The sequence below is a fragment of the Pseudomonas sp. RC3H12 genome, from assembly GCF_018596375.1.
GTDB lineage: Bacteria > Pseudomonadota > Gammaproteobacteria > Pseudomonadales > Pseudomonadaceae > Aquipseudomonas.
Genome location: NZ_CP075595.1, coordinates 1,949,205 through 1,971,023, shown reverse-complemented (window position 1 = coordinate 1,971,023; position 21,819 = coordinate 1,949,205). Strand labels below are relative to the sequence as shown.

Below are 21,819 nucleotides of genomic sequence, written 5' to 3'. Positions count from 1 at the left end.
GCTTGCCGGCGAAACGAGGGCGAAGCCCTCGCCATGGATACATAACAACAACTCGTTACCGGAGACTCCCATGGGCACACTCGCTCTCGCCGCCAAGATCACCCACGTGCCGTCGATGTACCTGTCCGAACTGCCCGGCCCGCGCCAGGGCTTTCGCCAGGCGGCCATCGACGGCCACCTCGAGATCGGCCGGCGCTGCCGCGAACTGGGCGTCGACACCCTCGTCGTGTTCGACACCCACTGGCTGGTCAACGCCAACTACCACATCAACTGCGCCGCGCACTTCGAAGGCCTGTACACCAGCAACGAACTGCCGCACTTCATCGCCAACATGAACTACGGCTTCCCCGGCAACCCCGAGCTGGGACGCATCCTCGCCGACGAGTGCAATCGCCTGGGCGTGGAAACCATGGCCCACGACGCCACCACGCTGGCGCCTGAGTACGGCACCCTGGTGCCGATGCGCTACATGAACACCGACCAGTACTTCAAGGTGATCTCGGTCTCGGCGCTGTGCACCTCGCACTACCTCAACGACAGCGCGCGCCTGGGCTGGGCCATGCGCAAGGCGGTCGAGGAACACTACGACGGCACCGTGGCCTTCCTGGCCAGCGGCTCGCTGTCGCACCGTTTCGCCCAGAACGGCCAGGCCCCGGACTTTGCCACCAAGGTCTGGAGCCCGTTCCTGGAAACCCTCGACCACCGCGTGGTGCGCCTGTGGCAGGACGGCGACTGGGCCGATTTCTGCGCAATGCTGCCCGAGTACGCGGTCAAGGGCCACGGCGAAGGCTTCATGCACGACACCGCCATGTTGCTCGGCGCGCTCGGCTGGTCGAAATACGACGGCAAGGCCGAGGTGGTGACGCCGTACTTCGGTTCCTCCGGCACCGGCCAGATCAACGCGATCTTCCCGGTCACCCCGCAGGATGGCTGCGCGATCCCTGCCGCCCAGGCCTCGAACCGGGCCGGCGTCACCTCCACAAGCCGCCTGTAAGGAGCATCACCATGCCCCATCTGGTCCTGCTCTACAGCCCGGATATCGAAGCCGACGCCGATATGCCAGGCCTATGCCGCGCGCTGGCCGACTGCATGCTCGCCCAGCGCGACGAACACCATCGCCAGGTGTTCCCCACCGGCGGCACCCGTGTGCTGGCCTACCCCGCCGCCCATGCGGCAATCGCCGATGGCCGCGGTGCCTACGGTTTCGTCTACGCCAACCTGCGCATGGGCGCTGGCCGCAGCGCCGCGGTGCACCAGCAGGTCGGTGACGCGCTGCTGGCGGTGTTGCGCCGGCACCTGGACGCGCTGCTGGAACGTCGCCCGGTCGGCGTGACCCTGCAGATCGACGAAAGCCAGGCCCAGGTTTACGACGCCAAGCACAGCAGCCTGCACCCTCTGTTCACCCGCCAGCCCTGAGGTCTCCATGCTCGACGCCCGCATCATCCAGCAAGCCGCCGCCCGCCTCGACCAGGCCGAACGCACCCGCGAACAGGTCGGCCAGTTTTCCCTGGAACATCCCTCGATCGGCATCGAGGACGCCTACGCCATCCAGCGTGCCTGGGTGGCGCAGAAGATCAAGGATGGCCGCAAGCTGGTCGGCCACAAGATCGGCCTCACCTCCCGGGCCATGCAGGTCTCCTCGAACATCACCGAGCCAGACTACGGCGCGCTGCTCGACGACATGCTGTGCGAGGAAGGCAGCGACATTCCCTTCGAGCGTTTCATCGTGCCCCGGGTCGAGGTGGAACTGGCGTTCATCCTCGGCAAGCCGCTCAAGGGGCCGAACGTGACCCTGTTCGAGGTGCTCGACGCCACCGAGTGGGTGATCCCGGCGCTGGAGATCATCGATGCGCGCATCCAGCAGGTCGACCCGCTCAGCGGCGCCACCCGCAAGGTCTTCGACACCATCTCCGACAACGCCGCCAACGCTGGCGTGGTGATGGGCGGGCGCGCCGTGCGCCCGGGCGATATCGACCTGCGCAAGGTCCCGGCGGTGCTGTACCGCAACGGCGTGATCGAGGAATCCGGCGTGTCGGCGGCGGTGCTCAACCACCCCGCCAAGGGCGTGGCCTGGCTGGCCAACAAGCTGGCGGCACATGACGTGAGCCTGGAAGCCGGCCAGCTCATTCTCGGCGGCTCGTTCACCCGCCCGGTGGCCGCCCGTCCCGGCGACACCTTTCACGTCGACTACGACCAGCTTGGCTCGATCGCCTGCCGTTTCGTCTGAGGAGCGCCCATGGACATGCCCATCAACACCTTCAAGCAACGCCTGCGCGACGGCCAGGCTCAGATCGGCCTGTGGCTCGGCCTGGCCGATCCATATTGCGCGGAGCTGGCGGCCAACGCCGGCTTCGACTGGCTGCTGCTCGACGGCGAGCATGCGCCCAACGACCTGCGCAGCCTGCTCGGCCAGTTGCAGGCGGTGGCGCCCTACCCGGCCCAGCCCATCGTGCGCCCGGTGATCGGCGATACCGCGCTGATCAAGCAGTTGCTCGATATCGGCGTGCAGACCCTGCTGGTGCCCATGGTCGAAAGCGCAGAGCAGGCACGTCAGCTGGTGCGGGCAATGCGCTACCCGCCCCACGGCGTGCGCGGTGTCGGCAGCGCGCTGGCGCGGGCGTCGCGCTGGAACAGCATCCCCGGCTACCTGGACCAGGCCGACGAGCAGATGTGCCTGCTGCTGCAGGTGGAAAACCGCGAAGGGCTGGCCAACCTCGACGCGATCTGTGCCGTCGAAGGTGTCGACGGCGTGTTCATCGGCCCCGCCGACCTCAGCGCCGCCATGGGCCAGCGGGGCAATCCGGGGCATCCTGAGGTCCAGGCGGCCATCGAGGATGCCATCGTGCGCATCGCGCGGGCCGGCAAGGCGGCAGGTATTCTCAGCGCCGACGCGACGCTGGCCCGACGTTACATCGAACTGGGCGCGGCGTTCGTCGCGGTGGGGGTCGACACCACGGTGCTGATGCGCGGCTTGCAGGGGCTGGCGGGCACGTTCAAGGCAGGGGCCGCCGCCATCGCCCAGGGCGGTGTCTACTAGCCTGGCCTTGTAGCGCGTAAGCTCGATGTTGGGGCGATCCGGTGAAGCACTGCTGGCCCGCCCGGCAGCACCATGCTAGCCTCCGCGCGCCCCGCCCTGCGGGGTCGCGACAACGTCGAATCAAGGAGTCAGGCAATGGACCTGCAGTTTCTGGGCACCTCCTCCGGGGTGCCCACCAAGGCCCGCAACGTCAGCGCGACCGCGGTCATCGAGGCCACCGGCAGCGGTTGGTTCCTGGTCGATTGCGGCGAAGGCACCCAGCATCAGCTGCTGCACAGCCCGCTGTCGGTGCGCGACCTGCGCGCCATCTTCATCACCCATGTACACGGCGACCATTGCTTCGGCCTGCCGGGGCTGCTGGCCAGCGCCGGCATGTCAGGGCGCAAGGAGCCACTGGTGCTGGTCCTGCCGGTCGACCTGCACCCCTGGGTCCGGCAGAGCCTGGAGGTCAGCGACACCTACCTGCCCTTCGAGTTGCAGATGCAGGCGCTGGAGACCTTTGGTGGCTTGAGCCACGGTAACATCCAGGTCGGCGTGGTCGAGCTGTCGCACCGGGTACCCTCCTACGGCTTCGTGTTCGAGGAGCGCGACCCGCAACCGCACCTGGACACCGAGCGCCTGCGCGCCGACGGCATCCCCGCCGGGCCGCTGTGGGGGCAGATCGCCCGTGGCCGAACGGTCGAGCACGAAGGTCGCCAGATCGACCCGCAGGCCTACCTGCAACCGACGCGCCCGGCGCAACGCATCATCGTCTGTGGTGACAACGACCGCCCCGAATTGTTGAGCGAACTGGCCGCCAACGTTGACGTCCTGGTCCACGAAGCCACCTTCACCCAACCGTTGGTCGAACGCACCCAGGCCAGCTTCGGCCACAGCACCGCCGCTGCGGTGGCGCGCTTCGGCGAGATGGTGGGGGTGAAGAACCTGGTGCTGACGCACTTCAGCGCCCGCTACCAGTCGGGCGGTGGGCGCGGCGGTTCCATCGAGGAGGTACGCGATGAGGCGCTGGCGCACTTCAAGGGGCACCTGACCCTGGCCCGGGACCTGGCGCGTTACCGGGTTGACCGTGACGGGGTGCTGGTCGAGGTGGAATAGCGCCGGCCGGGGACCTATCGTGGGAGCGGGCTTGCCCCGCGATGAGGCCTTACCAGGCACCTTCATTGCCTGATCGGACGCTATCGCGGGGCAAGCCCGCTCCCACGACAGACCGCGCAACGCTGGTGATACTTGGGCCGTATCCTTGGATTTCAATGCGCCGGATGCTGCTCCACACTGGCCGCCAGGCAGTAGCGATCACGCCCCTGCCGCTTGGCCTGGTAGAGCGCCGCGTCGGCCGCCGCCATCAGGTTTTCCGGGGTCACCGTCGCCAACGTCGGCGCACCCACCGCAATTCCGGCGCTGGCCGTGACATGGCCGAACGGACTGCCACCGTGCTCGATGGCCTGCCGGCGCAGCAACTGCAGGATCTCCTGCACGATCTGGCTGGCCCCCGCGGCATCGGTATCGGGCAGCAGCAAGGTAAACTCTTCGCCACCATAACGCACCGCCAGGTCGCCCGGGCGTTTCAGCGCCTGGCGCAACAGCTCGCCGAAGCGGCGCAGGCACTGGTCGCCGGCCGGATGCCCGTAGCGGTCGTTGTAGGACTTGAAGCAGTCCAGGTCGAGCATCACCAGGGCCAGGGCATAGCCCTGTCGCCGCGCCCGGCGTATCTCCGGTTCCAGCACCGCATCCAGCCGCCTGCGGTTGCCCAGCCCGGTCAAGCTGTCGGTCAAGGCCAGCGCCTTTAGGGTCTGGTGGGCCTGGTGCAGGGCACGCTCGATGGCGATGCGCTCGCGCAACTGGCGCAGGACGATCCAGCCGAACCCAGCCAGGCCGATCAATACCAGGACCAGCACCGCCACCGACTTGAGCATGTCGTGGCGCCACGGCGCGATGATCGACTCGCGCGACAAGCCCGCCTCCACCACCAGGGGGTAACTGCCCAGTGAACGGAAGGCATACAGGCGTGGCGTGCCGTCTACCACCGCCACCGCCTCGGCCACCCCCTCGCTGGCATAGGGCAGGTAAAGACGGAAGATCTCGCTGCTGGCCAGGCTGCGGCCGATCACCTGCTCGACGAACGGCCGACGCACGAGGATGGTGCCGTCGCGCTTGGCCAGCACCAGGGCGCCGCGCTCGTCGATCTTGAAGTCGCCGTAGTAGCGCACGAACCAGTCGACTTTGATCGTCCCCAGCAACACCCCGGCAAAGCTGCCGTCGGCATTGTCCAGGCGCCGCGAGATGGGGATGATCAGGTCGCCCGTGGAGCGGCTGCGCACCACCGTGCCGATACGCACCTGGCGGTCGGGATGGGTGCGGTGATAGATGAAATAATCTCGGTCGGCATTGTTGGCACCCGCTGGCACGTCATCCTTGTCGGTGACGATCCAGCCGCCGTCGGGGCCATAGACGAACAGGCCATGCAGTTGCGGCATGATCTGCGCCTGCTGCTTGAGCAACGCGTGCAGGCGCGGGCGGTCGACATGGGCGAAGCCATCGCCCTCCAGGCGCTCGGCCAAGGCCGCGGTGATCGCGTCCACCTGGCGGATGGCATCCTCGGCATGCTGGGCGGTGGCCCGGGCCAGGTTGCTGACCGCGTTTTCGGCATTGGTGAACACCTGCCGGTAGTCGCGCCAGATCCGCCAGCCTTCGACCAGCACGAAAACCAGCATCACCACCGCCATGAAACTGAGCATCAGGCGGAACAGCGACACGGCGCGCCCCTCGCCCGTCACCGGGAAGAGGCCGTCCTCGGTCTGTTTCCTGACTGCGCGCATTGAAGTCCCTTGTCATCGACCCTTGGCCGCCAATGACTATAGTTCAGCGCCGCTTGCGTGTGCCGAGGCTGATCCACACCGGCGCGTGGTCGCTGGCGTGCGCCTCGTTGCGCACCCAGGCGTCGACCCCGGCGTCCTTCAGGTAAGGCGCCAGGGCCGGGTTGAGCAGCAGGTGGTCGATGCGCAGCCCGGCGTTGCGCGGCCAGTGGTTACGGAAATAGTCCCAGAAGGTGTAGACCCGCTCGTGCGGGTACAACTGCCGCAACGCATCGCTCCAGCCCTGCTCCAGCAAACGCTGGTAGCATGCGCGTGACTCGGGCTGCAGCAGCGCGTCCTTGAGCCACGATTTCGGGTTGTAGATGTCCTGGTCGGTGGGCACCACGTTGAAGTCCCCCGCCAGCAACACAGGGTGATCGGCGCCGCGCAGCGTGTCGGCATGGGCGATCAGGCATTCGAACCAGCGCAACTTGTACGCAAACTTCGGGCCCGGTTGCGGGTTGCCGTTGGGCAGGTACAGGCAGGCCACCTGCACGCCGTGCACCGCCGCCTCGATATAACGGCTCTGGCCGTCATCCTCCATGCCCGGCAAGCCGCGGCGCACCTCCAGGGGCTGGCTGCCGCGGGCGAGGATGGCGACCCCGTTCCATGACGCCTGGCCGAAGTGCAGGCAGCCGTAGCCGGCAGCCTCGATGGCCTCACCGGGAAACTGCGCGTCGCTGGCCTTGAGTTCCTGCAGGCAGACGATGTCGGGCTGCTCACGCGCCAGCCAGGCCAGCAGGTTGTCGAGCCGGCTGCGGATGCCGTTGACATTGAACGTGGCTATCTTCAGCGCTTTCATGCGTCGGGGTCGTCCACGCGGGCCTGCACCGCGTCTTGCAGTGCCCCCAGGTGGGCCTGGTCGGCCAGCTCCTTGAGCTTGAGCCAGTCGTCCCAGTCGATCGCGCCATCATCGCGCAGCGCCTCGGCCGTGCGCAGCAATTCATGGTGATAGGCGTCGGGCGATTCGCGCCGATAGCTGGCATCGTCGTACTGGGCGTACCAGGCCTCGAGTTCGGGAATGCTGCGTTCGATGCTCATGATCGGGTTCCTCTGCACCTTTGAAGGTGTGAGCCTTGCTTGTCATCATCGGTTCAAAGCGCGCAGAAAAATTAAACCTTTGCCCGCCGCCGGCCCTCAACCGTACGCGACACTGACGTCGCGCCAACGGATAAGGAGTCACAGATGAGCAATCTGTTCCTCAAGCGGGTCGGGTTTTCCATGGTGCTGGGCATGGCGTCGCTACAGGCCATGGCCGCCTCGTCGGACGACTTCGTCGACGCCGCCACCGAGGCCGGCATCGCCGAGGTGGTGACCGGCAAGCTGGCGCTGGACAAGAGCAAGGACCCGCAAATCAAGACCTTCGCCCAGCAGATGGTCACCGATCACACCCAGGCCAACCAGAAGCTCGGCGACATCGCCCGCAAACTCGACATCAGCGTGCCCGATGAAGCGGCACTGACCGACAAGGTCAAGAAGATGATCCTGGAGTGGCGTGACGAGTCGTTCGACCGCTCCTATGTCAACAACCAGGTCGAGGCCCACGAGAAAGCCGTGGAACTGTTCAGGAAGGAGGCCGCCTCGTCCGACAAGGCCGAGCTCAAGGCTTTCGCCGGCGAGACCCTGCCCAAGCTCGAAGAGCACTTGAAGCATGCCAAGGAACTACAGGCCAAGCACGGCCAGTAACCCGCCCCACTGAAAAAGCGAGGCTCCCATGAGCAATGATGCACTGCGTTCGGAAGTCCTGACCCGCCTGTTGCACGCCCACCCACAAGGGCTGGGCAAGGAAGTGCTGGACAACTACCGCGGCGAGAAAGCCGTGGCCGGCATGCTCAAGACCCTGCAGGAGCAAGGCTTGATCCATGATGGCAGCGTGAATGTCGAATCCGGACACGCGCTCAGCGTCAACTACCCGATCAAGCTGTCGTCCGCCGGTGTCGAGGCCGCCAGGCAAGCCGAAGGCTGATGCTGGTCCGCCCTGTGGCAATGGTTCGGCCAACTGCCACAGGGCGGGCTAGCGCAGGCCTTCGATGATTGCCTCCATCAACGCCCGCACCCGCCGTGGCTGCACCCGCGTCGGCGCGTAGACGATCTGCAGCGCCACCTGCCCGGCGCTGAAGTCCTCCAGCACTTCGACCAATCGGCCATTGTCGAGGTCGTCGCGCACATCGCGAAGCGATTTCAGGCACAGCCCGTGCCCATCCAGCGCCCAGCGGCGCACCTGCTCGCCGCTGTTGGCAACCCGCCGGCCGCGCACGCCGACCGGGTAAGCCGCGCCGTCCAGGCGAAATGGCCAGACCCGTTCGGCGTGGATACCGAAACGCATGACGATGCAATCGTGGTGGGCCAGGTCGTCCGGGTGCAGTGGCGTGCCGTGGCGATGCAAGTAGTCGGGCGCGGCGCACACCACCCGGCGGTTGTCGCCCAGGGGCCGTGCGCGCAGGGAACTGTCGGCCAGGGTGCCGTAGCGGATGGCGAAGTCGATGCCCTGCCCCACCAGGTCGACGTAGCCATCGGTCAGGTCCAGGTCGATCGAGACTTGCGGATGCTCGGCCAGGAAACGGTCGAGCAGCGGCACGATGCAGTGCTGGCCAAGGTCCACCGGCGCGCTCAGGCGCACCAACCCGGAGATCTTCTGCTGGCCGTCTCTGAGACGGCTTTCCAGCTCGTCGGCCTCGGCCAGCAGGCGCCGTGCGCCCTCGGCGAGTTGCCGGCCGGCGTCGGTGAGGCTCAGCGAACGGGTGCTGCGGGTCAGCAGCGCCACCCCGTAGTGTGCCTCCAGCGCCGCCAGGCGCTCGGACACCGTGGCCGGTGACAACCCGCGCTCGCGGCCTGCCGCCGACAGGCTGCCTTTTTCGATGATGGTCAGGAACAACGCCAGGTTATCCAGCATGCTTTTCGATTTTTCCGAAATATGATTTTGACTTTCGCCTGATTATTGGTGATTTCCTCGCTAATTACACTGCCCGGCATCGACACCCGTACAGGAGCAACCCGATGACCAGCAGAAGAGATTTCATGAAAGGCACCCTCGCCGGCGGCATCGCCGTGGCGGCGGGCGCGGTACTGGCGAAAGAGCCAGGCGGCAGCACCGGGGCGCCGCCCGATAGCGCCGAGGGCAAGGGGTTCTGGCCCAATGGCGCGCAACTGGTGATTTCCGTGTCGTTGCAATTCGAGTCCGGTGGCCAGCCGGAACACGCCGAAAGCCCCTTCCCGCCCCTGGATTCGCGCTACCCCGACACCATCGCCCCCAGCTGGTACCGCTATGGCCCGCTGGAAGGCGTGCCGCGCCTGCTCGCGCTGTTCGACCGGCATGGCATCAAGGTCACTTCGCACATGGTCGGCAAGGCTGTGGAGGCTTACCCGGAGCTGGCGGCCGAGGTGGTCAGGCGCGGCCACGAAGCCGCCGGCCACGGCCTGCACTGGGCACCGCAGTACAGCCTGACGCCGGCAGAGGAGCGTCGCCAGTACGAGCTGGCCAGCACCATCATCGAGCGCGTCACCGGCCAACGCCCGGTAGGTTTCAACGCGTTCTGGATGCGTCACTCCCGCGAAACGTTGAACATCCTCCAGGACCTCGGCTTTCTCTACCACATCGACGACCTGGCCCGCGACGAACCCTCGATCATCCCGGTGCGCGGCAAGCCTTTCGCGGTAGTGCCCTACACCCTGCGCAACAACGACATCGGTCGTATTGCCGGGTCCACGGCGATGACCGGCGCCGCGCTGTTGCAGGAGCTCAAGGACGAGTTCGACGTGCTTTATGCCGAAGGCCGCCAACGACGCCGGCTGATGTCACTGTCGGCGCATGACCGCATCGGCGGCACACCTACCGTGGTGCGCGCGCTGGACCAGTTCTTCACCTATGCCCGCGGCCATGCCGGCGTGGCGTTCATGCGCAAGGACGAGATTGCCCGTTGGGCCTTGGCCCAGGCCGATACGCCGGTCAATCCGCCACGTGTGTTCGACTGACTGACCGGGGGCGCTTCGCGCCCTTTCGCCGGCAAGCCGGCTCCCACACCGACCGCGCAAATGTCACGCCGTGCACTGTACCTGTGGGAGCGGTCTTGCCGGCGATGGGGCCAGTTGTTCAACGCTCAACCAACCCCGCCTGCCGCATGAACGCAAGGTTGTCCTCGAGATGCCAGTCCTCGGCGATCCGGCCCTCGGCGACACGGTAGATATCCATGGCAATAAAATCGATGGCCTGGCCCTGCCCCTGGTGGTTGCCCAGCTTGCCGCTGAAGTGTCCGGTGAAACGCAGCGCCGCGGTGACCCGGTCACCTGCAACGATCATCTGCAGCACCTCGCAGCGCAGGTCCGGCACCGCTGCGCGGAATGCCCTGGAAGCGCTCAATGGCCCTTCCACGCCCTGTGGCCGTCCCGGTGGCAGGGTGTTGTCGCGAAAGTCGCTGGCCAGCGCGGCGCGGGCCATGGCCTCGTCGCCGGTGTTCCAGAAGGTGTCGTAGCGGCGGGCGGCGAGGATCTGCTGCTCCAACTGGGCCTTGGGCAGGCTCCGGTCCACGACCAGGGTGGCCGGAGTCACCAGCTCGCCGGCATTGCCCGGATTGGCCGCCGCGCTCAGCAGCAACAGGGTGATCCAGCGGCCAGCACGCAGCGCCGAAGCCTTGGGTTCGGTGTTCATCTCAGTTTCCTTCAGTGCGTTCAACGGGTGGGTATGGCGCGGCCGCGAACCATGGATAAAAGCCTAACCAGTCCCGCCCAGTCGCTCAAGAAGGCACTTTTCACTCACCTGATTACCTTGGAGTAACCCATGGCCCATTACCGCGAATGCCCCGCCTACGACGTATTCGCCCCGAATTGCCCGGCCCGCCTGGTGCTCGATCGCCTCGCCGACAAATGGGTGCTGTTGCTCATCGACCGCCTCAGCGCCGGCGAGCGGGTGCGTTTCAACCAGTTGCACAGGGATATCGTCGGCGTCTCGCAGAAGGTGCTGTCGCAAACCCTGAAGCGGCTCGAACGCGACGGCCTGGTGGAGCGCCAGGTGTATCCGACCGTGCCGCCCACCGTCGAATACGCCCTCACCGAGCTGGGCGCGACACTGGGCGGCACGGTGGAGCGGCTGGCGCAGTGGGCGGAGTCGAACATGCCGGCGATCATTCAGGCCCGGCAGCAATACGACGCCCGCCCTGGCTGACTCAACCGTCCTTCTCGATGTCCCTGGGTGGCTTCGCCGGGCCTTGCGGGTCTACCTGCGGGTCATCGAGGTCGGGCGAGTCAGGATCGAATCCCAGGTCGTCGGGGTCGTTGGCGTGCTCCGAGGAGTGCGGTCCCTGGTCGGTCGGTACGTTGTTGCGGCGAGGATGGCGTGGGTCTGACATGGTGGTTTCTCCGTCGTGTATGCAACAGAGAAACCACCAGCAACATAAAGTTTGATCCAGATGCTTGAGAGCGATTGCCCGATGACGATGTCAGCCGGGACAACGCGCTTATTTCTCCGGCAACTTGCGCACCACCAGGTTATCGAGCAGCAACAGGCTGCCTGGCTCTTCGGTATCGACGCTGAGCGTGATCACCTCCGGCCCGTCGATGATCAACTCCTGAGTCCCGTAATGCATCTCGCCCGGACCGTGTTCGGAAAGCTCGACGTACTCTTCGCCAATCGCCGTCTGCACCCCACACCAGCTATTGCAGCCCCAGGAGAAACTCACCAGACGACGCCCAGCGCCGGTCAGGACAAACTGGGTGGTGGTGTCCACTTCCAGGTGCTTGCCGCTGATCTGCCCCTTGCTGGCCTCGTGCGGTTCTTTGCTGATACCGCGGTTGTGTCGCTCTAGCGAGAACGTCACACCGTTGGAGCTGACCTCGGCAGATTGGCCCACGGCAAGGTTTTCAAAGTCGATCGAAGGCGTGGGAGTCGGATGGCCTACTGCCTGGTCCTGCGGCTCATAATCGAACGCCACGCTACCCGCCTTGTCCGCAGGAAACGCCACCCGTACCACAGGTATCAGCTGCTGGTACATCTGTGCGTAGCGGATCTGGTCGAACTGCGCCTTGGCCAATGCGTCTTGCTGGCCTTCGACATAGAAGAACGAATGCAACGGCAGCTCGCCGCCCTGGTCCCTGCGCCACACCGGCAACAGCACCTCGTTGTTCACGCGCCAGAGCGCCTCGGGCATGCCGGCGCGCGCCTGGATGGCGGTCTGGAATGACTTTGCCGCCGCGCCACGCGCATCGCGCAGATCCCATCCGCAGACCCGGAAGTTGCCCGCCTGGGGGTACTTTTCCAGCCACTGCCGGGCAGTGTCGACACCCAGGGTCTGGCAGGTGTCGGTGGTCTGCTCGTAACCCCTGATAGGGCCGCATCCCTGCAATGTTGGACGCTGGTTGGTGTTGGCATTGATGGGAAAGGTGCACCGCACGTTCAAAGCCGCGATCTTGCCTGGTGGAGCGGCCTGGGGCGGATAGAGGATGAATCCGTTCCGATTACCGAAGGGGCTGCCAAAGTTGTTGTCCCGCCGAATCCACGAGAACGCGACACTGCCGCTGTTGATCTGGCTGTCAGTCGGCTCCCAGGGCAGGAAGCCGACGCTGCTGGAGGTGGTACGTAGGGCAATGCCGCTGCACAGATAGCCGGGCTTTTGCGCGCCACCGCAGTCATCGGTGACGCTGTCGTACCAGCGCCGCAGCTCGACGACTGCCTGCTCGCCCCGGCTGTCGAGCGCCGCCGAGGCGGCACTGGGCGATAGAGGGGGGCTCGTCGGGCCGGGCACTGCCATACAGCCGGCAATGAGGGGTAGCAACAGACAAAGCAATTTTCTCATGGCACACCTCGGTTGCTTCTCCAATGGATGAATCCTGCGTGCAGAGGATTTATCCATTGGAGGAGAAACCGCGCCACTGGCAAAAATGGCAGGTCAACTACAGCGTGTACGCTTGGCCTGAGGCCCATTGCGAGAGGTTCTGCCCTGCTCTGAGCGGCAACCAAGAATGTTGCATCTGATGATTTGATGCCCTCACTGCTGCTGATACTGACTCAGGTATTTGTCCAGCACCGCCTTGTCCCCCGCCCCGTCCCCGGCCACCTGCCACAGCCGCCGCTCGATGCCCTGGGCCAGCAGGTGGCCCACCGCGGCTTCGATGGCCGACAACACGCACAGCTGCGCCGGCTCGTTGGTGGTGTAGCCGACCTCGGCTTCGAGCAGCTTCTTGAACTCGATGAACTTGAACACCCCGGCGTTCTGCCCGACCGAGTAGATGGTCTTGCTGGTCATCACGTTGGCCAGTACCTGCCCGGTGCGCACGTCCACCGCCCGCAGGTTGACCGTGACCTGGTCGACCCGGTACTCGCGGGACAGGCCGATGCCCAGGTAGCGGGCGCCCTCGCCGCCGCTGCGCACGTTGGTGTCGTAGGCGATGATGCCGCCCTCGAGCATCAGGTTGGCCGCCTGCAACGGCGGCAGTTCGCCCTGGATGTTCTCGGCGACGTCAGGCTTCTTCTGCGAGGCACGGATGATCTTGCGCTCGGTCAGCAGGTTCTGCAGGCCCTCGCGCTCGAGCACCACGAACCAGCCACTGGCGTTGAGGGCGTCCATCAGCATGCTCGCCGCCCCCTGGGTGACACTGGTGGAGAACGAGCTGGCCGGAGTCGGCTTGTACTGCCCGGTCTGGTCGCGGAAGCCGTATACCACCGCCATCAGCCGGCCACGGGGCCGGGGCATGTTGACCAGGTCGTAGTAGGTCGAGGCCCGCGGTGTCAGCGTCGGAGTCTCAGGGTCTTGTTCGGCGGGCATCGGCTCGCGCAGGCCGCAACCTTGCAGGCTAGCCAGGGCGGTGAGGATCAGCAGTGTGCTCAGCAGGCGTTTCATGGCGTTCTCTCCCCAGTAAAGACCCGTCCCTCTCAGGGGTTCAGGCCGCTGACCTCGATGATCGAGACTTCCCCGGTGGCCCGGTCGGTGACCTTGATGCTCAGCGCCCCGGAATCGTCGATCACGTCGATCAGGAAGGCGTCGGTGGACATGCTGCCGGTGTTGCCGTTGCTGATGTTGTCCAGCAACTGCCCGAGCAGGCGCGACTCGAGCTGGTTGCTGAAGCGTTCCAGGGCCGAGGTGCCGGCGAATGCCGAGCTGCGGTCCTTGAGGTCGGGATCGTCGTAGTCGTTCTGCGCCTGGGCGTTGTTCAACAGCCAGGCGCCATTGATCGGATTGCCGCCGAAGGACGGGTTGACCGGGGTGTACACCAGCTCGGTGGCCAGGGCCGGGCCACCGAGGCCGGCGGCCAGCAGGCAGGCGGCGATGCGTCGTGCTAGGTGGTTGCTCATAGCTCGTCCCTCTCCAGATCGGTTGTGTCCTGCAGCAGCCGTTGCAATTTGCGCTGGATGATCTGCTGCCTGACCAGGTCGGCGGCCGCGATGGCCTCGTCGTTCAATTGCGTGGTGTTGGGCGGCAGGAAGCGCCTGTACAGCACCTCGCGTTCGTACTCCACCGTCACCAGGCTGCCCCAGCGGGCATCCGGGCGTTCGCGCACCACCAGGTTGAAATCCAGCCGGCTGGTGGCGCGCAGCCGGTCGCTGAAGGCGTGATAGAAGTCGTGGCCGATGTGCGAGATGGTGTTGTCGACGATGAAACCCATCATCTCGTCCTCGGCCCCGGCCTGCGCCTGGCCATGCAACAGGGCCAGGCACAGGCAGACCCGCGCGGCCAGGCGTTTCATGGCGCCTTTCCCAGGCCGGCATGTGGACGGGCGCCTGCGGCGCTTTCGGCGAAGGCCTGCTCGGCGACGAACTGCCAGTCGCTGTAGTGCTCCAGCCCCTCGAAGGCACTCCACTGGGCGTCGAAACCGCTGCGCTTGAGCGGCGCGGCGTCGGAGCGGCTGTACACCCCGGTGATGCGGCCATCGACCGCGCGCAACAGGCCCCATTCTTCGCCGCCACCGACAGGGTCCGGGTAGAGCCGACGCAGGTGGCGCTGCGGCGACGGGAAACGGTTGTCTTCCACCAGCTCCCCAAGGTCCTGCGGATACTGGGCCAGGCCCGGCGAGGCGCGGTAGTAGCTGCGCAGGGCCTGGGCGTACTGGCCGCCCACCCACAGCAGCTGGCGCTCGTGCTCGCGCTGCTGGCTGGTGGCCCACAGGGTGCCGGTGGCCGCCAGGGCCATGCTGCTGACGGCGATCAGCAGCAGCACGCCCAGGTAGGTGAAGCCGGCTTCACCATTCGGCATAGAGGCTGCCATCGCGCGCCCTCCCGGTTGCTCCGCTCTTGATGTCGGCCACCGCGCCGGAAACGCCCTCGGGCGGCGGCACCAGCTGCCAGGCATCGCGCCGTTCGGTGATCGGATCGACCGGGGTGTTGCGCAGGTAGCGCTGCTCCACCAACTGGTCGATCGAATCGGGGTAGTGCCCGGTGTCGCCGTAGTAGTGATCCAGGGCCTCGCGCAGCACCGCCAGGCTCTGGCGCAAGGTGGCCTCGCGGGAGGCCTCCAGGCTGTTGAAGTAGCGCGGCATGGCGATGGTCATCAGGGTGGCGATGATCGCCATCACCACCAGCAGCTCGATGAGGGTGAAGCCTCTGCTCGCTTTCATCGCCGTCACCATTGCCCGTAGGGCACGTTGTTCAGGCCCTTGCCGCTGGCCTTGGAATACACGTCGAACACATCCTCGCCCTCACGCGGGCTGTCGGCCGCGCTGTCGTAGGCGCGCAGGCCCCAGCCACCCAGGTCGTCATCCTTGGCGGCGCGCAGCGGGTCGTGGGGGATGCGACGCAGGAAGTAGAACTTCGCACCCTTGGCACTGCGCACATCGCGCACGCCGTCCACCAGCACCTGCAGGTTCGGCGGATAACCGCTGGCGTTCAGGCGCTTCTCGATATAGCCGGCGTCGAAGGCGCGCTTGTAGGCGTCGATGGCGTCGCGGATCTGGTACAGCGCCTCGCGCAACTGCTGCTCCTTGCCCCGGCGTACCACCGTCTCGGTCAGGGGCGCGGCCATGCTGGCGAGCAAGCCGAGCAGCGCCAGGGTCAGCACCACTTCGATCAGGCTGAAACCCTGCTGGCGGCGTGTCATGGCCGTGGCCTCGCGGCGGCAGGCACCACGGCCATCTGCCCCTCTACCAGCGGCGCCGCGGCCGGCTCGTCAGCCGGGGCGTCGGCGGGCAGTGCGCTGGCCGGCGCCGGTTGCGCCAGTTGGCGCACCTGCAGGGCCGATTCTGTGCCAGTGGCGAACTCCATGTCAGACGGGCTCTGGTACGGCAGGTTGCGCACGATGCGCGGGGTGATCGCCAGCACCAGTTCGGACTTGCTCATGTCGTCCTTGTTGCTGCCGAACAGCCGGCCCAGGCCGGGAATATCGCCCAGCCCCGGGATCTTGTTGCCGCTGGCGTTGTGATCGTTGCGCACCAGGCCGGCCAGTACCTGGGTCTCGCCATCGTGCAGGCGCAGGCTGGTCTGGGCGTTGCGGGTATCGACCTGGACCGGAATGGTGCCCTGGCGCGTGGCCTCCAGGGGCGTGGCGTTGCTCACTTCCAGGGCCACCTTGATCGCCACCTCGTTGTTCAGGTGCACGGTGGGCTGCACTTCGAGCTTGAGGCCGACATCCAGGTAGGTGACGCTTTCGGTGATCACCGGGCCTTGGGTCGAGGGCACCGAGGTGGCGCTGATGATCGGCACCCGCTGACCGATGTGGATGCGCGCCTGTTCGCGGTTGCTGACCCGGATCACGGGGCTTGCCAGGGTGTTGATGTCCTTGTCCTGGGCATTGATCTTGGCCTGCGGCGCCGGCGAGATGCTGATGCGGCTGGAGTCGATGCCGCGCAGCTGGTCGAGCACGCTCACCGACTTGCCGTCGCTGGTCAGCACGCCGAAGGTGTTGGGCCATTGCAGGCCGAGGTCGAGGATGCGCGAAGTGGCCACTTCCATCACCTCCACTTCCAGCACCACCTCGGGGTTGGACTGGTCCTGGGACTGCAGCAGCTTCTCGGCCATGCGCACGGCGTCGGGGGTGTCGCGCATGGTCAGGGTGTTGAGGCGCTCGTCGACGAACACGTCGCGGGTCTTGAGCATGGTCTTGACCATGTTCAGCGCGGTGTTGGCGTCGATGCTGGTCAGGTAGAAGGTGCGCATGACCAGTTCCTGGTAGTCCTTGGTCTTCTGCGGCGAGTCCGGGTAGAGCAGCAAGGTGTTGTCGTTGACGATCTTCTGGCGCAGCTGGTTCTGCTCCAGCAGCAGGGCCACGGCATCCTCGATGCGCACCTCGCGCACGAAGATGGTGGCCTTCATGTCCGGGCGCAGGTCCTTGTCGAAGATGAAGTTGATCCCGGCGACCTGGGCCAGCACCTCGAAGATGGTCTTCAGGTCGGCATCGCGAAACTCCAGGGTGACCGGGCGCTCCAGCTTGCTGCGCAGTTGCGGGTAAGGCGTGGCGGTACGGGCCTGGACGTTCTCGATGTCGCTGCGCAGCATCTGGCCCTTCTGGTTCTGCGGGTCGAGGCGCAGCACCTCGCGCATGTAGCGCTCGGCGCCGAACAGATCACCCTGGCGCAACGCCGCCTGGCCAAGGGCGACACGGTCGTCGAGGGTGCGGATCAGCTCCAGCTGACGGATGCCCTCCTGGGCGCGGCGGTTGTTGGCCTCGATGGTCAGCACCCGACCGTAGCCCATGCGCGCGCCGGCGAAGTCGTGGCGCACGCGGTCGCTGTCGGCCTGGGTCAACAGTGCCTCGACCGCGGCCTGGCGGCCGTGGGCCAGGGCGATGTTCAGCTCGGTGTCGCGCGGATCTTCGCGCAGGGCTTCTTCCAGGCGAGCGATGCCGGCCTCGTACTGGCCTTCCTTGATCAGTTCCTGGCTGTCCTTGCGCGCGGCGCTCGAGCCGCATCCGGCGATGGCCACGCACAGGGCCAGGAGCACGAACGGCGCAGGCTTGCACAACTTCGACGGTTTCATGGTGCGCTCCCGACAGACAGGGTCTGTGGCTGATGCAGTGGCAGGTAGACCAGGCTCAGCTCGGTGGCCGAGACGCGGTCCAGACGGTAGGTGTCGTCGATCACATCGCCCTGGCGCACGACGTAGAGCTTTTCGCCGCTCTGCAGGAAGATCTGCAGGTCGTCGCGCTCCCCCATGCGACCGATGAACCGAAACGGCAGCGTCGGGGCGGTAGGTGCGGCAGGTTCCGGGGTGGTGACCACGGGTTGTTCGGTGACGGTGGCCAGGGCCTGGGGTGGGGTCCATTGCTGGCTGGGGAACAGGTCGCGTGAAGGGCTTTTGGCTTCATCGCGGGGCAAGCCCGCTGCCACGTTCGTGGGTGTCGCTTGGGGGCGGGTTTGCTCCGCGACAGGGCCTGCCAGCTCATCCTCCACCACGCCGAACCAGCGCCCCGGCGCCCAGGCCAGCGCCGCGCTCAACCCCAGGAACCCGGCCCACATCACCGCACGCTGAGTGTTCATCACGACCTCGACAGGTAAAGGGTCATGCGCACACGGCCGGTCAGTTCCCGGTCACCGATCCGCTTGCGTTGCAGTTCCAGGTCTTCCAGCACCAGCGTCGGCAACTGGCCGAGCAGCGCCTTGAGGAAGCCACGGATCTGCGGGTAGCTGCCGCGCACCGGCAGGACGATCTGGTAGCGCGCCAGTTGGGTCTTCGGGTCCACGCCCAGGGCGTACTCGCCCCGGGCCAGGCTGATGCGCTCGGCACTGGCCAGGTGGTACAGGCGCTCGATCAGCTCGCTGGCCTGGGGCTGGCCGGGCAACTGCTGGCGCAGGTCGTCCAGCGCCTGCTGCTCGGGCTTGGCCTGCACCTTGAGCTCGCCACGCGCCAGGCGCTGCACCTGGGCACTGGCATCGGCCTCGCTGGCACGCAGTTCGCGCACTGCCTGCCACTGGGGCAGCACCCCGGCCAGGGCGACCGCCAGGGCCAAGCCGCCGACCAGCACCGCAGCCAGCCCTGCCCGGCCCAGGCGCCGCAGCGCTTCATGGACGATCAGGCTACGGACGCGCATGGCCGGTCTCCCAGGTGGCGGTGAGGTTGAAGCGCACCGGATGCTCGACCTGCCCGGCCACCACCTCGTGGTTGAGCAGCGACACGTCCGACAGCTCGGCGCTGCGCTCCAGGCGCTGGTGGTACTGCAGCATGGCCTCGAGGTTGCGCGCCTCGGCACTGATGCGTACCTGGCCCTTGCGGGCATCGGGGGTCAGGCTGAGCAGCGCCACGTCTTCCTGCGGCATCGCCTCGAGCATGGCGAACAGCTGCTGCCATGGCCGCTGCAACTGCTGCGAGACGCTGCGCATCTGCGCCAGGCGCTCGGCCTGCTCGCGGATCACCGCGCTGCTCTGCCCCGCGGCGGTGGCCGGGCGTCGGCCAAGCTTGAGTTCGAGTTGGTGCACGCGGCCTTCCAGGTGCACCTGCTCGCTCACCAGTTGCTGCTGGGCCAGCACCAGCACGGCCAGCACGGCGCCGCCCAGGGCCAGCAACGACCAGGCCAGGGGGCTGCTGTGGCGGGGTTGGAATTCCAGGTCGAGGCGGCGCATGTCAGGCCACCGCCCGCCACATGGCGCACAACGGATCGGCTTCGGCGCTGGCGGCGCACAGCTGCACCGCGGCCAGTTGCGAGGCTGCCGTGCGCCCCGGTGCGTGCAGGTACACCCGAGGCAACTGCTCGCCATACAGTTCGCAGGTACGCTCGATCAGCGCCTGCAGGGCCTGGTCGTTGTCGGCGCAGCCCTGGGCCAGCACCTGCTGCCAGGCACCGCCTGAAGCCAGCAGCAGCACGCTGCGGCGCGGCTCGGCCAGCACGAAGAGGAAGTCGCCTTGGGCCAGTTGCGCCGAGCAGCGGTTGTAGGCGGCCATCAGGTACGGCTGCACCGAGCGCAGGCTCAGGCGGCTTTCCCGCCCCAGTGCCTGCAGGCCCTGGAGCAGCGCCTCGGGCAGCGCCGTGGCGATGCGCGCGGCGCCGGCCGGCTCCGGCGAAAGAACGATGCGCCAGTCGTCCAGAGGCTGCCCGTAAAGGTTCTCGAAGCAGGCCCGGGCATAGGCCTCGAATTCGCGCGGGGTACCGATGGCATCGCTCCAGGGCACCAGGCAGAAGCGGCTGTAGCGGGCCGAGAGCAGCACGCGCAACTGCGCGCCGCGTGCCGGATGCTCACCCAGCAGCCCGGCCAGGGCCTGGAGTGCCGGGGCCCAGGTCGGCTGGGCGGCGTCGCAGGCAAACGCGCGGCTGCCCAGCCATTGATGCTGCCGGCCGTGCCATTGGCCCAGGCCGACACCCTCGGCGCCCAGCACCGCGCAATACCGATCAGGCGATAAATGTGACACGGTTGATCTCCTCGAGTGTGGTACGGCCATCGCGGACCAGGTCCACGGCCGAAGCGCGCAGCAGGCGCAGGCCGCGTTGGCAGGCCAGCTGCTTGATCTGCGAGAGCGGGCGACGTTCGACGATCATCTGCCGCAGGTCGTCGTCCAGGTGCAACAGTTCGGCAATCGCGCTGCGCCCGCGGTAGCCGCTGCCACGGCACTGGCCGCAGCCCTGGGCGCGCACGAAGCGCCAGCCGGCCACCGCATCACGGGTCAGGCCCGAGGCGGCCAGCAAGTCGTCGTCCGGGTCGCAGGCCTGCGCGCAGTGCGGGCAGGCCAGGCGCACCAGGCGCTGGGCCAGCACGGCATTGAGCGCCGAGACGAAGCTGTAGGGGTCGACCTGCATCTGGCTGAAGCGGCCGATCACGTCGAACACGTTGTTGGCGTGGATGGTGGTGAACACCAGGTGCCCGGTCAGCGCCGACTGCACGGCAATCTGCGCGGTGTCCGGGTCGCGGATCTCGCCGACCAGGATCTTGTCCGGGTCGTGGCGCAGGATCGAGCGCAGGCCGCGGGCGAAGGTCAGGCCCTTCTTCTCGTTGACCGGGATCTGCAGCACGCCGGGCAGCTGGTACTCGACCGGATCCTCGATGGTGATGATCTTGTCCATGCCATGGTTGATCTCGCTGAGCATGGCGTAGAGGGTGGTGGTCTTGCCGCTGCCGGTGGGGCCGGTGACCAGGATCATGCCGTAGGGCTCGGCGGCCAGCCGGCGCAGGGCCTGCAAGGTCTGCGCCTCGAACCCCAGGGCCTGCAGCTGCACGCCGCTGACCTGGTCGGACAGGTCCTGCTTGTCCAGCACCCGCAGCACCGCGTCCTCGCCGAAGATGCTGGGCATGATCGAGACGCGGAAATCGATCTGCCGCTCGCCGATGGCCACCTTGAAGCGACCGTCCTGGGGCACGCGCTTCTCGCCGATGTCCAGCTCGGCCATTACCTTGATCCGCGAGATCACCTGCTCGGCGAAGGCGCTGCCGCTGGCCTTGCCGGCACCGTTGAGCACGCCGTCGATGCGGTACTTGATGGTCAGGCCCTGGCCGGTCATCCCTAGGTGGATGTCGCTGGCGTGCAGCTTGAGCGCGTCGTACAGGGTGGAGTTGACCAGCTTGACCACGCGGCTCTGGTCTTCGCTGATGCTGGTCAGCGACAGGCGCTGCAGCGGGTCGGCCTCGCTGCCGGGTTCAGCCTCGTGGCCGAGGGCCTCGACAGCGTGGAAGCTTTCCTCGTGGCGGGCCAGGAACGCGGCAAGGTCGGCGGCGTGGGCCAGGTACAGCGGCGCGCCCTGCAGGCAGTCGTCGATCCAGGCCAGGCGGGCGCTGTCGAAGGGGTCGGCGAACACACCGACCCGCTCGCCCTCGTGTTCGACCAGGGCGAATTCGTGTTTCAGGCACTGCGCCAGGCTGACCCGGTCGAAGGCCGGAGCGCAGGCGAACAGGGCCTCGGTGGCGAGCACCGGGTAATGCAGGGTGATGGCCAGGCGCTGGGTGAAGGTGGCCGGGGTGTCGCTGGACAGGTGTTCCAGGCAGGCCAGAAGACGCTCTTGGCCGGCTTGCTGGCGGGCCTGGGCCAGGAGTTCGCGGGGGTAGCCCCGCGATGGGTCCAGTGGGTCTTTATCGAATGCCTGGGACATGGCC

At 66.8% G+C, this 21,819-nt stretch carries 28 protein-coding genes; 9 read left to right on the top strand and 19 right to left on the bottom strand.

Features of this window, described 5'->3' with window-relative positions; genetic code table 11:
* The first annotated feature begins 70 nt into the window (after window positions 1–70).
* The 5 genes from hpaD (at window position 71) to KHO27_RS09035 (ending at window position 4,132) form a co-directional block, all read left to right on the top strand.
* Complete coding sequence (gene hpaD, locus KHO27_RS09055) at window positions 71–994, top strand: 3,4-dihydroxyphenylacetate 2,3-dioxygenase (RefSeq protein WP_110704275.1); 924 nt, start codon at window positions 71–73, stop codon at window positions 992–994.
* A gap of 11 nt (window positions 995–1,005) precedes the next feature.
* Complete coding sequence (locus KHO27_RS09050; RefSeq protein ID WP_102685125.1) at window positions 1,006–1,416, top strand: 5-carboxymethyl-2-hydroxymuconate Delta-isomerase; 411 nt, start codon at window positions 1,006–1,008, stop codon at window positions 1,414–1,416.
* Between the two features lie 7 nt (window positions 1,417–1,423).
* Window positions 1,424–2,227 (top strand): 2-oxo-hept-4-ene-1,7-dioate hydratase, encoded by an 804-nt coding sequence (gene hpaH, locus KHO27_RS09045; RefSeq protein ID WP_214501646.1) that lies wholly within the window; start codon window positions 1,424–1,426, stop codon window positions 2,225–2,227.
* A gap of 9 nt (window positions 2,228–2,236) precedes the next feature.
* Entirely contained in the window at window positions 2,237–3,037 is an 801-nt protein-coding gene (gene hpaI / locus KHO27_RS09040; protein ID WP_110704271.1) for a 4-hydroxy-2-oxoheptanedioate aldolase, read from the top strand.
* Between the two features lie 135 nt (window positions 3,038–3,172).
* Window positions 3,173–4,132, top strand: coding sequence for a ribonuclease Z (locus KHO27_RS09035; protein WP_110704269.1), 960 nt, complete (start codon window positions 3,173–3,175; stop codon window positions 4,130–4,132).
* A gap of 152 nt (window positions 4,133–4,284) precedes the next feature.
* Here KHO27_RS09035 and KHO27_RS09030 read toward each other — a convergent pair whose 3' ends face one another.
* From KHO27_RS09030 to KHO27_RS09020, 3 genes are read right to left on the bottom strand one after another with little or no spacing between them, the layout of a single operon-like run.
* A complete protein-coding gene (locus KHO27_RS09030; RefSeq protein WP_110704267.1) occupies window positions 4,285–5,853 on the bottom strand; it encodes a sensor domain-containing diguanylate cyclase in 1,569 nt (522 codons plus the stop codon).
* Window positions 5,854–5,896: 43 nt separating this feature from the next.
* Entirely contained in the window at window positions 5,897–6,691 is a 795-nt protein-coding gene (xth, locus tag KHO27_RS09025; protein ID WP_110704265.1) for an exodeoxyribonuclease III, read from the bottom strand.
* A complete protein-coding gene (locus KHO27_RS09020) occupies window positions 6,688–6,930 on the bottom strand; it encodes a hypothetical protein (RefSeq protein ID WP_102685119.1) in 243 nt (80 codons plus the stop codon). Before KHO27_RS09020 ends, xth begins: the two co-directional genes overlap by 4 nt.
* A gap of 144 nt (window positions 6,931–7,074) precedes the next feature.
* On the opposite strand from KHO27_RS09020, the gene KHO27_RS09015 reads away from it, so the two are divergent.
* Both KHO27_RS09015 and KHO27_RS09010 read left to right on the top strand, forming a co-directional pair.
* Window positions 7,075–7,575, top strand: a complete 501-nt coding sequence (locus KHO27_RS09015) for a DUF4142 domain-containing protein (RefSeq protein WP_023631357.1) — start codon at window positions 7,075–7,077, stop codon at window positions 7,573–7,575.
* Window positions 7,576–7,603: 28 nt separating this feature from the next.
* The gene (locus KHO27_RS09010; protein ID WP_102685118.1) at window positions 7,604–7,855 is read left to right on the top strand and encodes a hypothetical protein; all 252 of its coding nucleotides are present in this window, start codon (window positions 7,604–7,606) and stop codon (window positions 7,853–7,855) included.
* A gap of 48 nt (window positions 7,856–7,903) precedes the next feature.
* Here the strand turns inward: KHO27_RS09010 and KHO27_RS09005 are convergent, their stop codons facing one another.
* Window positions 7,904–8,782 carry a LysR family transcriptional regulator gene (locus tag KHO27_RS09005; RefSeq protein WP_102685117.1) on the bottom strand — a complete coding sequence of 293 codons (879 nt, stop codon included), beginning with the start codon at window positions 8,780–8,782 and terminating at the stop codon, window positions 7,904–7,906.
* A gap of 104 nt (window positions 8,783–8,886) precedes the next feature.
* Here KHO27_RS09005 and KHO27_RS09000 point away from each other — a divergent pair, with 104 nt between their 5' ends.
* Window positions 8,887–9,861: a polysaccharide deacetylase family protein gene (locus KHO27_RS09000; RefSeq protein ID WP_214501645.1), complete on the top strand. Its 975-nt coding sequence runs from the start codon at window positions 8,887–8,889 to the stop codon at window positions 9,859–9,861.
* 118 nt (window positions 9,862–9,979) lie between these two features.
* On the opposite strand, the gene KHO27_RS08995 is transcribed toward KHO27_RS09000, so the two are convergent.
* A complete protein-coding gene (locus tag KHO27_RS08995) occupies window positions 9,980–10,534 on the bottom strand; it encodes an ester cyclase (protein ID WP_110704254.1) in 555 nt (184 codons plus the stop codon).
* Window positions 10,535–10,663: 129 nt separating this feature from the next.
* Between KHO27_RS08995 and KHO27_RS08990 the strand changes: the two genes are divergently transcribed.
* Window positions 10,664–11,047, top strand: a complete 384-nt coding sequence (locus tag KHO27_RS08990) for a winged helix-turn-helix transcriptional regulator (RefSeq protein WP_110704252.1) — start codon at window positions 10,664–10,666, stop codon at window positions 11,045–11,047.
* Between the two features lies 1 nt (window position 11,048).
* Here the strand turns inward: KHO27_RS08990 and KHO27_RS08985 are convergent, their stop codons facing one another.
* The 14 genes from KHO27_RS08985 to KHO27_RS08920 all read right to left on the bottom strand — a co-directional run bounded on the left by KHO27_RS08985 (window position 11,049) and on the right by KHO27_RS08920 (window position 21,815).
* Window positions 11,049–11,231 (bottom strand): DUF6021 family protein, encoded by a 183-nt coding sequence (locus tag KHO27_RS08985; RefSeq protein ID WP_110704250.1) that lies wholly within the window; start codon window positions 11,229–11,231, stop codon window positions 11,049–11,051.
* A gap of 108 nt (window positions 11,232–11,339) precedes the next feature.
* Complete coding sequence (locus tag KHO27_RS08980; RefSeq protein ID WP_214501644.1) at window positions 11,340–12,674, bottom strand: hypothetical protein; 1,335 nt, start codon at window positions 12,672–12,674, stop codon at window positions 11,340–11,342.
* A 192-nt stretch (window positions 12,675–12,866) separates the two neighbouring features.
* Complete coding sequence (locus KHO27_RS08975) at window positions 12,867–13,718, bottom strand: CsgG/HfaB family protein (RefSeq protein ID WP_110704246.1); 852 nt, start codon at window positions 13,716–13,718, stop codon at window positions 12,867–12,869.
* Between the two features lie 32 nt (window positions 13,719–13,750).
* Window positions 13,751–14,170, bottom strand: a complete 420-nt coding sequence (locus KHO27_RS08970) for a curli assembly protein CsgF (protein ID WP_110704244.1) — start codon at window positions 14,168–14,170, stop codon at window positions 13,751–13,753.
* Complete coding sequence (csgE, locus tag KHO27_RS08965) at window positions 14,167–14,562, bottom strand: curli production assembly/transport protein CsgE (protein ID WP_102685112.1); 396 nt, start codon at window positions 14,560–14,562, stop codon at window positions 14,167–14,169. The genes KHO27_RS08970 and csgE overlap by 4 nt, the downstream gene beginning before the upstream one ends.
* Complete coding sequence (locus tag KHO27_RS08960; protein WP_214501643.1) at window positions 14,559–15,080, bottom strand: type II secretion system GspH family protein; 522 nt, start codon at window positions 15,078–15,080, stop codon at window positions 14,559–14,561. The genes csgE and KHO27_RS08960 overlap by 4 nt, the downstream gene beginning before the upstream one ends.
* Window positions 15,055–15,429: a type II secretion system protein gene (locus KHO27_RS08955; protein ID WP_102685110.1), complete on the bottom strand. Its 375-nt coding sequence runs from the start codon at window positions 15,427–15,429 to the stop codon at window positions 15,055–15,057. Before KHO27_RS08955 ends, KHO27_RS08960 begins: the two co-directional genes overlap by 26 nt.
* A 5-nt stretch (window positions 15,430–15,434) precedes the next feature.
* Window positions 15,435–15,908 (bottom strand): type II secretion system protein, encoded by a 474-nt coding sequence (locus tag KHO27_RS08950; protein ID WP_110704240.1) that lies wholly within the window; start codon window positions 15,906–15,908, stop codon window positions 15,435–15,437.
* A complete protein-coding gene (locus tag KHO27_RS08945; protein ID WP_046855690.1) occupies window positions 15,905–17,782 on the bottom strand; it encodes a secretin GspD/PilQ domain-containing protein in 1,878 nt (625 codons plus the stop codon). The genes KHO27_RS08950 and KHO27_RS08945 overlap by 4 nt, the downstream gene beginning before the upstream one ends.
* Window positions 17,779–18,282 (bottom strand): hypothetical protein, encoded by a 504-nt coding sequence (locus KHO27_RS08940; RefSeq protein ID WP_102685108.1) that lies wholly within the window; start codon window positions 18,280–18,282, stop codon window positions 17,779–17,781. The genes KHO27_RS08945 and KHO27_RS08940 overlap by 4 nt, the downstream gene beginning before the upstream one ends.
* Window positions 18,282–18,833: a GspMb/PilO family protein gene (locus KHO27_RS08935; RefSeq protein WP_046855692.1), complete on the bottom strand. Its 552-nt coding sequence runs from the start codon at window positions 18,831–18,833 to the stop codon at window positions 18,282–18,284. Before KHO27_RS08935 ends, KHO27_RS08940 begins: the two co-directional genes overlap by 1 nt.
* Window positions 18,820–19,362 (bottom strand): pilus assembly protein, encoded by a 543-nt coding sequence (locus tag KHO27_RS08930; protein WP_110704238.1) that lies wholly within the window; start codon window positions 19,360–19,362, stop codon window positions 18,820–18,822. Before KHO27_RS08930 ends, KHO27_RS08935 begins: the two co-directional genes overlap by 14 nt.
* 1 nt (window position 19,363) lies before the next feature.
* Window positions 19,364–20,146 carry a hypothetical protein gene (locus KHO27_RS08925; protein ID WP_214501642.1) on the bottom strand — a complete coding sequence of 261 codons (783 nt, stop codon included), beginning with the start codon at window positions 20,144–20,146 and terminating at the stop codon, window positions 19,364–19,366.
* Window positions 20,127–21,815, bottom strand: a complete 1,689-nt coding sequence (locus KHO27_RS08920; RefSeq protein ID WP_214501641.1) for a GspE/PulE family protein — start codon at window positions 21,813–21,815, stop codon at window positions 20,127–20,129. Before KHO27_RS08920 ends, KHO27_RS08925 begins: the two co-directional genes overlap by 20 nt.
* Window positions 21,816–21,819 lie beyond the last annotated feature (4 nt).

Bases quoted from the DNA above. Each gene is read 5' to 3' on its own strand.
- hpaD (WP_110704275.1), top strand. From the start codon at position 71: ATGGGCACACTCGCTCTCGCCGCCAAGATCACCCACGTGCCGTCGATG.
- KHO27_RS09050 (WP_102685125.1), top strand. From the start codon at position 1,006: ATGCCCCATCTGGTCCTGCTCTACAGCCCGGATATCGAAGCCGACGCC.
- hpaH (WP_214501646.1), top strand. From the start codon at position 1,424: ATGCTCGACGCCCGCATCATCCAGCAAGCCGCCGCCCGCCTCGACCAG.
- hpaI (WP_110704271.1), top strand. From the start codon at position 2,237: ATGGACATGCCCATCAACACCTTCAAGCAACGCCTGCGCGACGGCCAG.
- KHO27_RS09035 (WP_110704269.1), top strand. From the start codon at position 3,173: ATGGACCTGCAGTTTCTGGGCACCTCCTCCGGGGTGCCCACCAAGGCC.
- KHO27_RS09030 (WP_110704267.1), bottom strand. From the start codon at position 5,853: ATGCGCGCAGTCAGGAAACAGACCGAGGACGGCCTCTTCCCGGTGACG.
- xth (WP_110704265.1), bottom strand. From the start codon at position 6,691: ATGAAAGCGCTGAAGATAGCCACGTTCAATGTCAACGGCATCCGCAGC.
- KHO27_RS09020 (WP_102685119.1), bottom strand. From the start codon at position 6,930: ATGAGCATCGAACGCAGCATTCCCGAACTCGAGGCCTGGTACGCCCAG.
- KHO27_RS09015 (WP_023631357.1), top strand. From the start codon at position 7,075: ATGAGCAATCTGTTCCTCAAGCGGGTCGGGTTTTCCATGGTGCTGGGC.
- KHO27_RS09010 (WP_102685118.1), top strand. From the start codon at position 7,604: ATGAGCAATGATGCACTGCGTTCGGAAGTCCTGACCCGCCTGTTGCAC.
- KHO27_RS09005 (WP_102685117.1), bottom strand. From the start codon at position 8,782: ATGCTGGATAACCTGGCGTTGTTCCTGACCATCATCGAAAAAGGCAGC.
- KHO27_RS09000 (WP_214501645.1), top strand. From the start codon at position 8,887: ATGACCAGCAGAAGAGATTTCATGAAAGGCACCCTCGCCGGCGGCATC.
- KHO27_RS08995 (WP_110704254.1), bottom strand. From the start codon at position 10,534: ATGAACACCGAACCCAAGGCTTCGGCGCTGCGTGCTGGCCGCTGGATC.
- KHO27_RS08990 (WP_110704252.1), top strand. From the start codon at position 10,664: ATGGCCCATTACCGCGAATGCCCCGCCTACGACGTATTCGCCCCGAAT.
- KHO27_RS08985 (WP_110704250.1), bottom strand. From the start codon at position 11,231: ATGTCAGACCCACGCCATCCTCGCCGCAACAACGTACCGACCGACCAG.
- KHO27_RS08980 (WP_214501644.1), bottom strand. From the start codon at position 12,674: ATGAGAAAATTGCTTTGTCTGTTGCTACCCCTCATTGCCGGCTGTATG.
- KHO27_RS08975 (WP_110704246.1), bottom strand. From the start codon at position 13,718: ATGAAACGCCTGCTGAGCACACTGCTGATCCTCACCGCCCTGGCTAGC.
- KHO27_RS08970 (WP_110704244.1), bottom strand. From the start codon at position 14,170: ATGAGCAACCACCTAGCACGACGCATCGCCGCCTGCCTGCTGGCCGCC.
- csgE (WP_102685112.1), bottom strand. From the start codon at position 14,562: ATGAAACGCCTGGCCGCGCGGGTCTGCCTGTGCCTGGCCCTGTTGCAT.
- KHO27_RS08960 (WP_214501643.1), bottom strand. From the start codon at position 15,080: ATGGCAGCCTCTATGCCGAATGGTGAAGCCGGCTTCACCTACCTGGGC.
- KHO27_RS08955 (WP_102685110.1), bottom strand. From the start codon at position 15,429: ATGAAAGCGAGCAGAGGCTTCACCCTCATCGAGCTGCTGGTGGTGATG.
- KHO27_RS08950 (WP_110704240.1), bottom strand. From the start codon at position 15,908: ATGACACGCCGCCAGCAGGGTTTCAGCCTGATCGAAGTGGTGCTGACC.
- KHO27_RS08945 (WP_046855690.1), bottom strand. From the start codon at position 17,782: ATGAAACCGTCGAAGTTGTGCAAGCCTGCGCCGTTCGTGCTCCTGGCC.
- KHO27_RS08940 (WP_102685108.1), bottom strand. From the start codon at position 18,282: ATGAACACTCAGCGTGCGGTGATGTGGGCCGGGTTCCTGGGGTTGAGC.
- KHO27_RS08935 (WP_046855692.1), bottom strand. From the start codon at position 18,833: ATGCGCGTCCGTAGCCTGATCGTCCATGAAGCGCTGCGGCGCCTGGGC.
- KHO27_RS08930 (WP_110704238.1), bottom strand. From the start codon at position 19,362: ATGCGCCGCCTCGACCTGGAATTCCAACCCCGCCACAGCAGCCCCCTG.
- KHO27_RS08920 (WP_214501641.1), bottom strand. From the start codon at position 21,815: ATGTCCCAGGCATTCGATAAAGACCCACTGGACCCATCGCGGGGCTAC.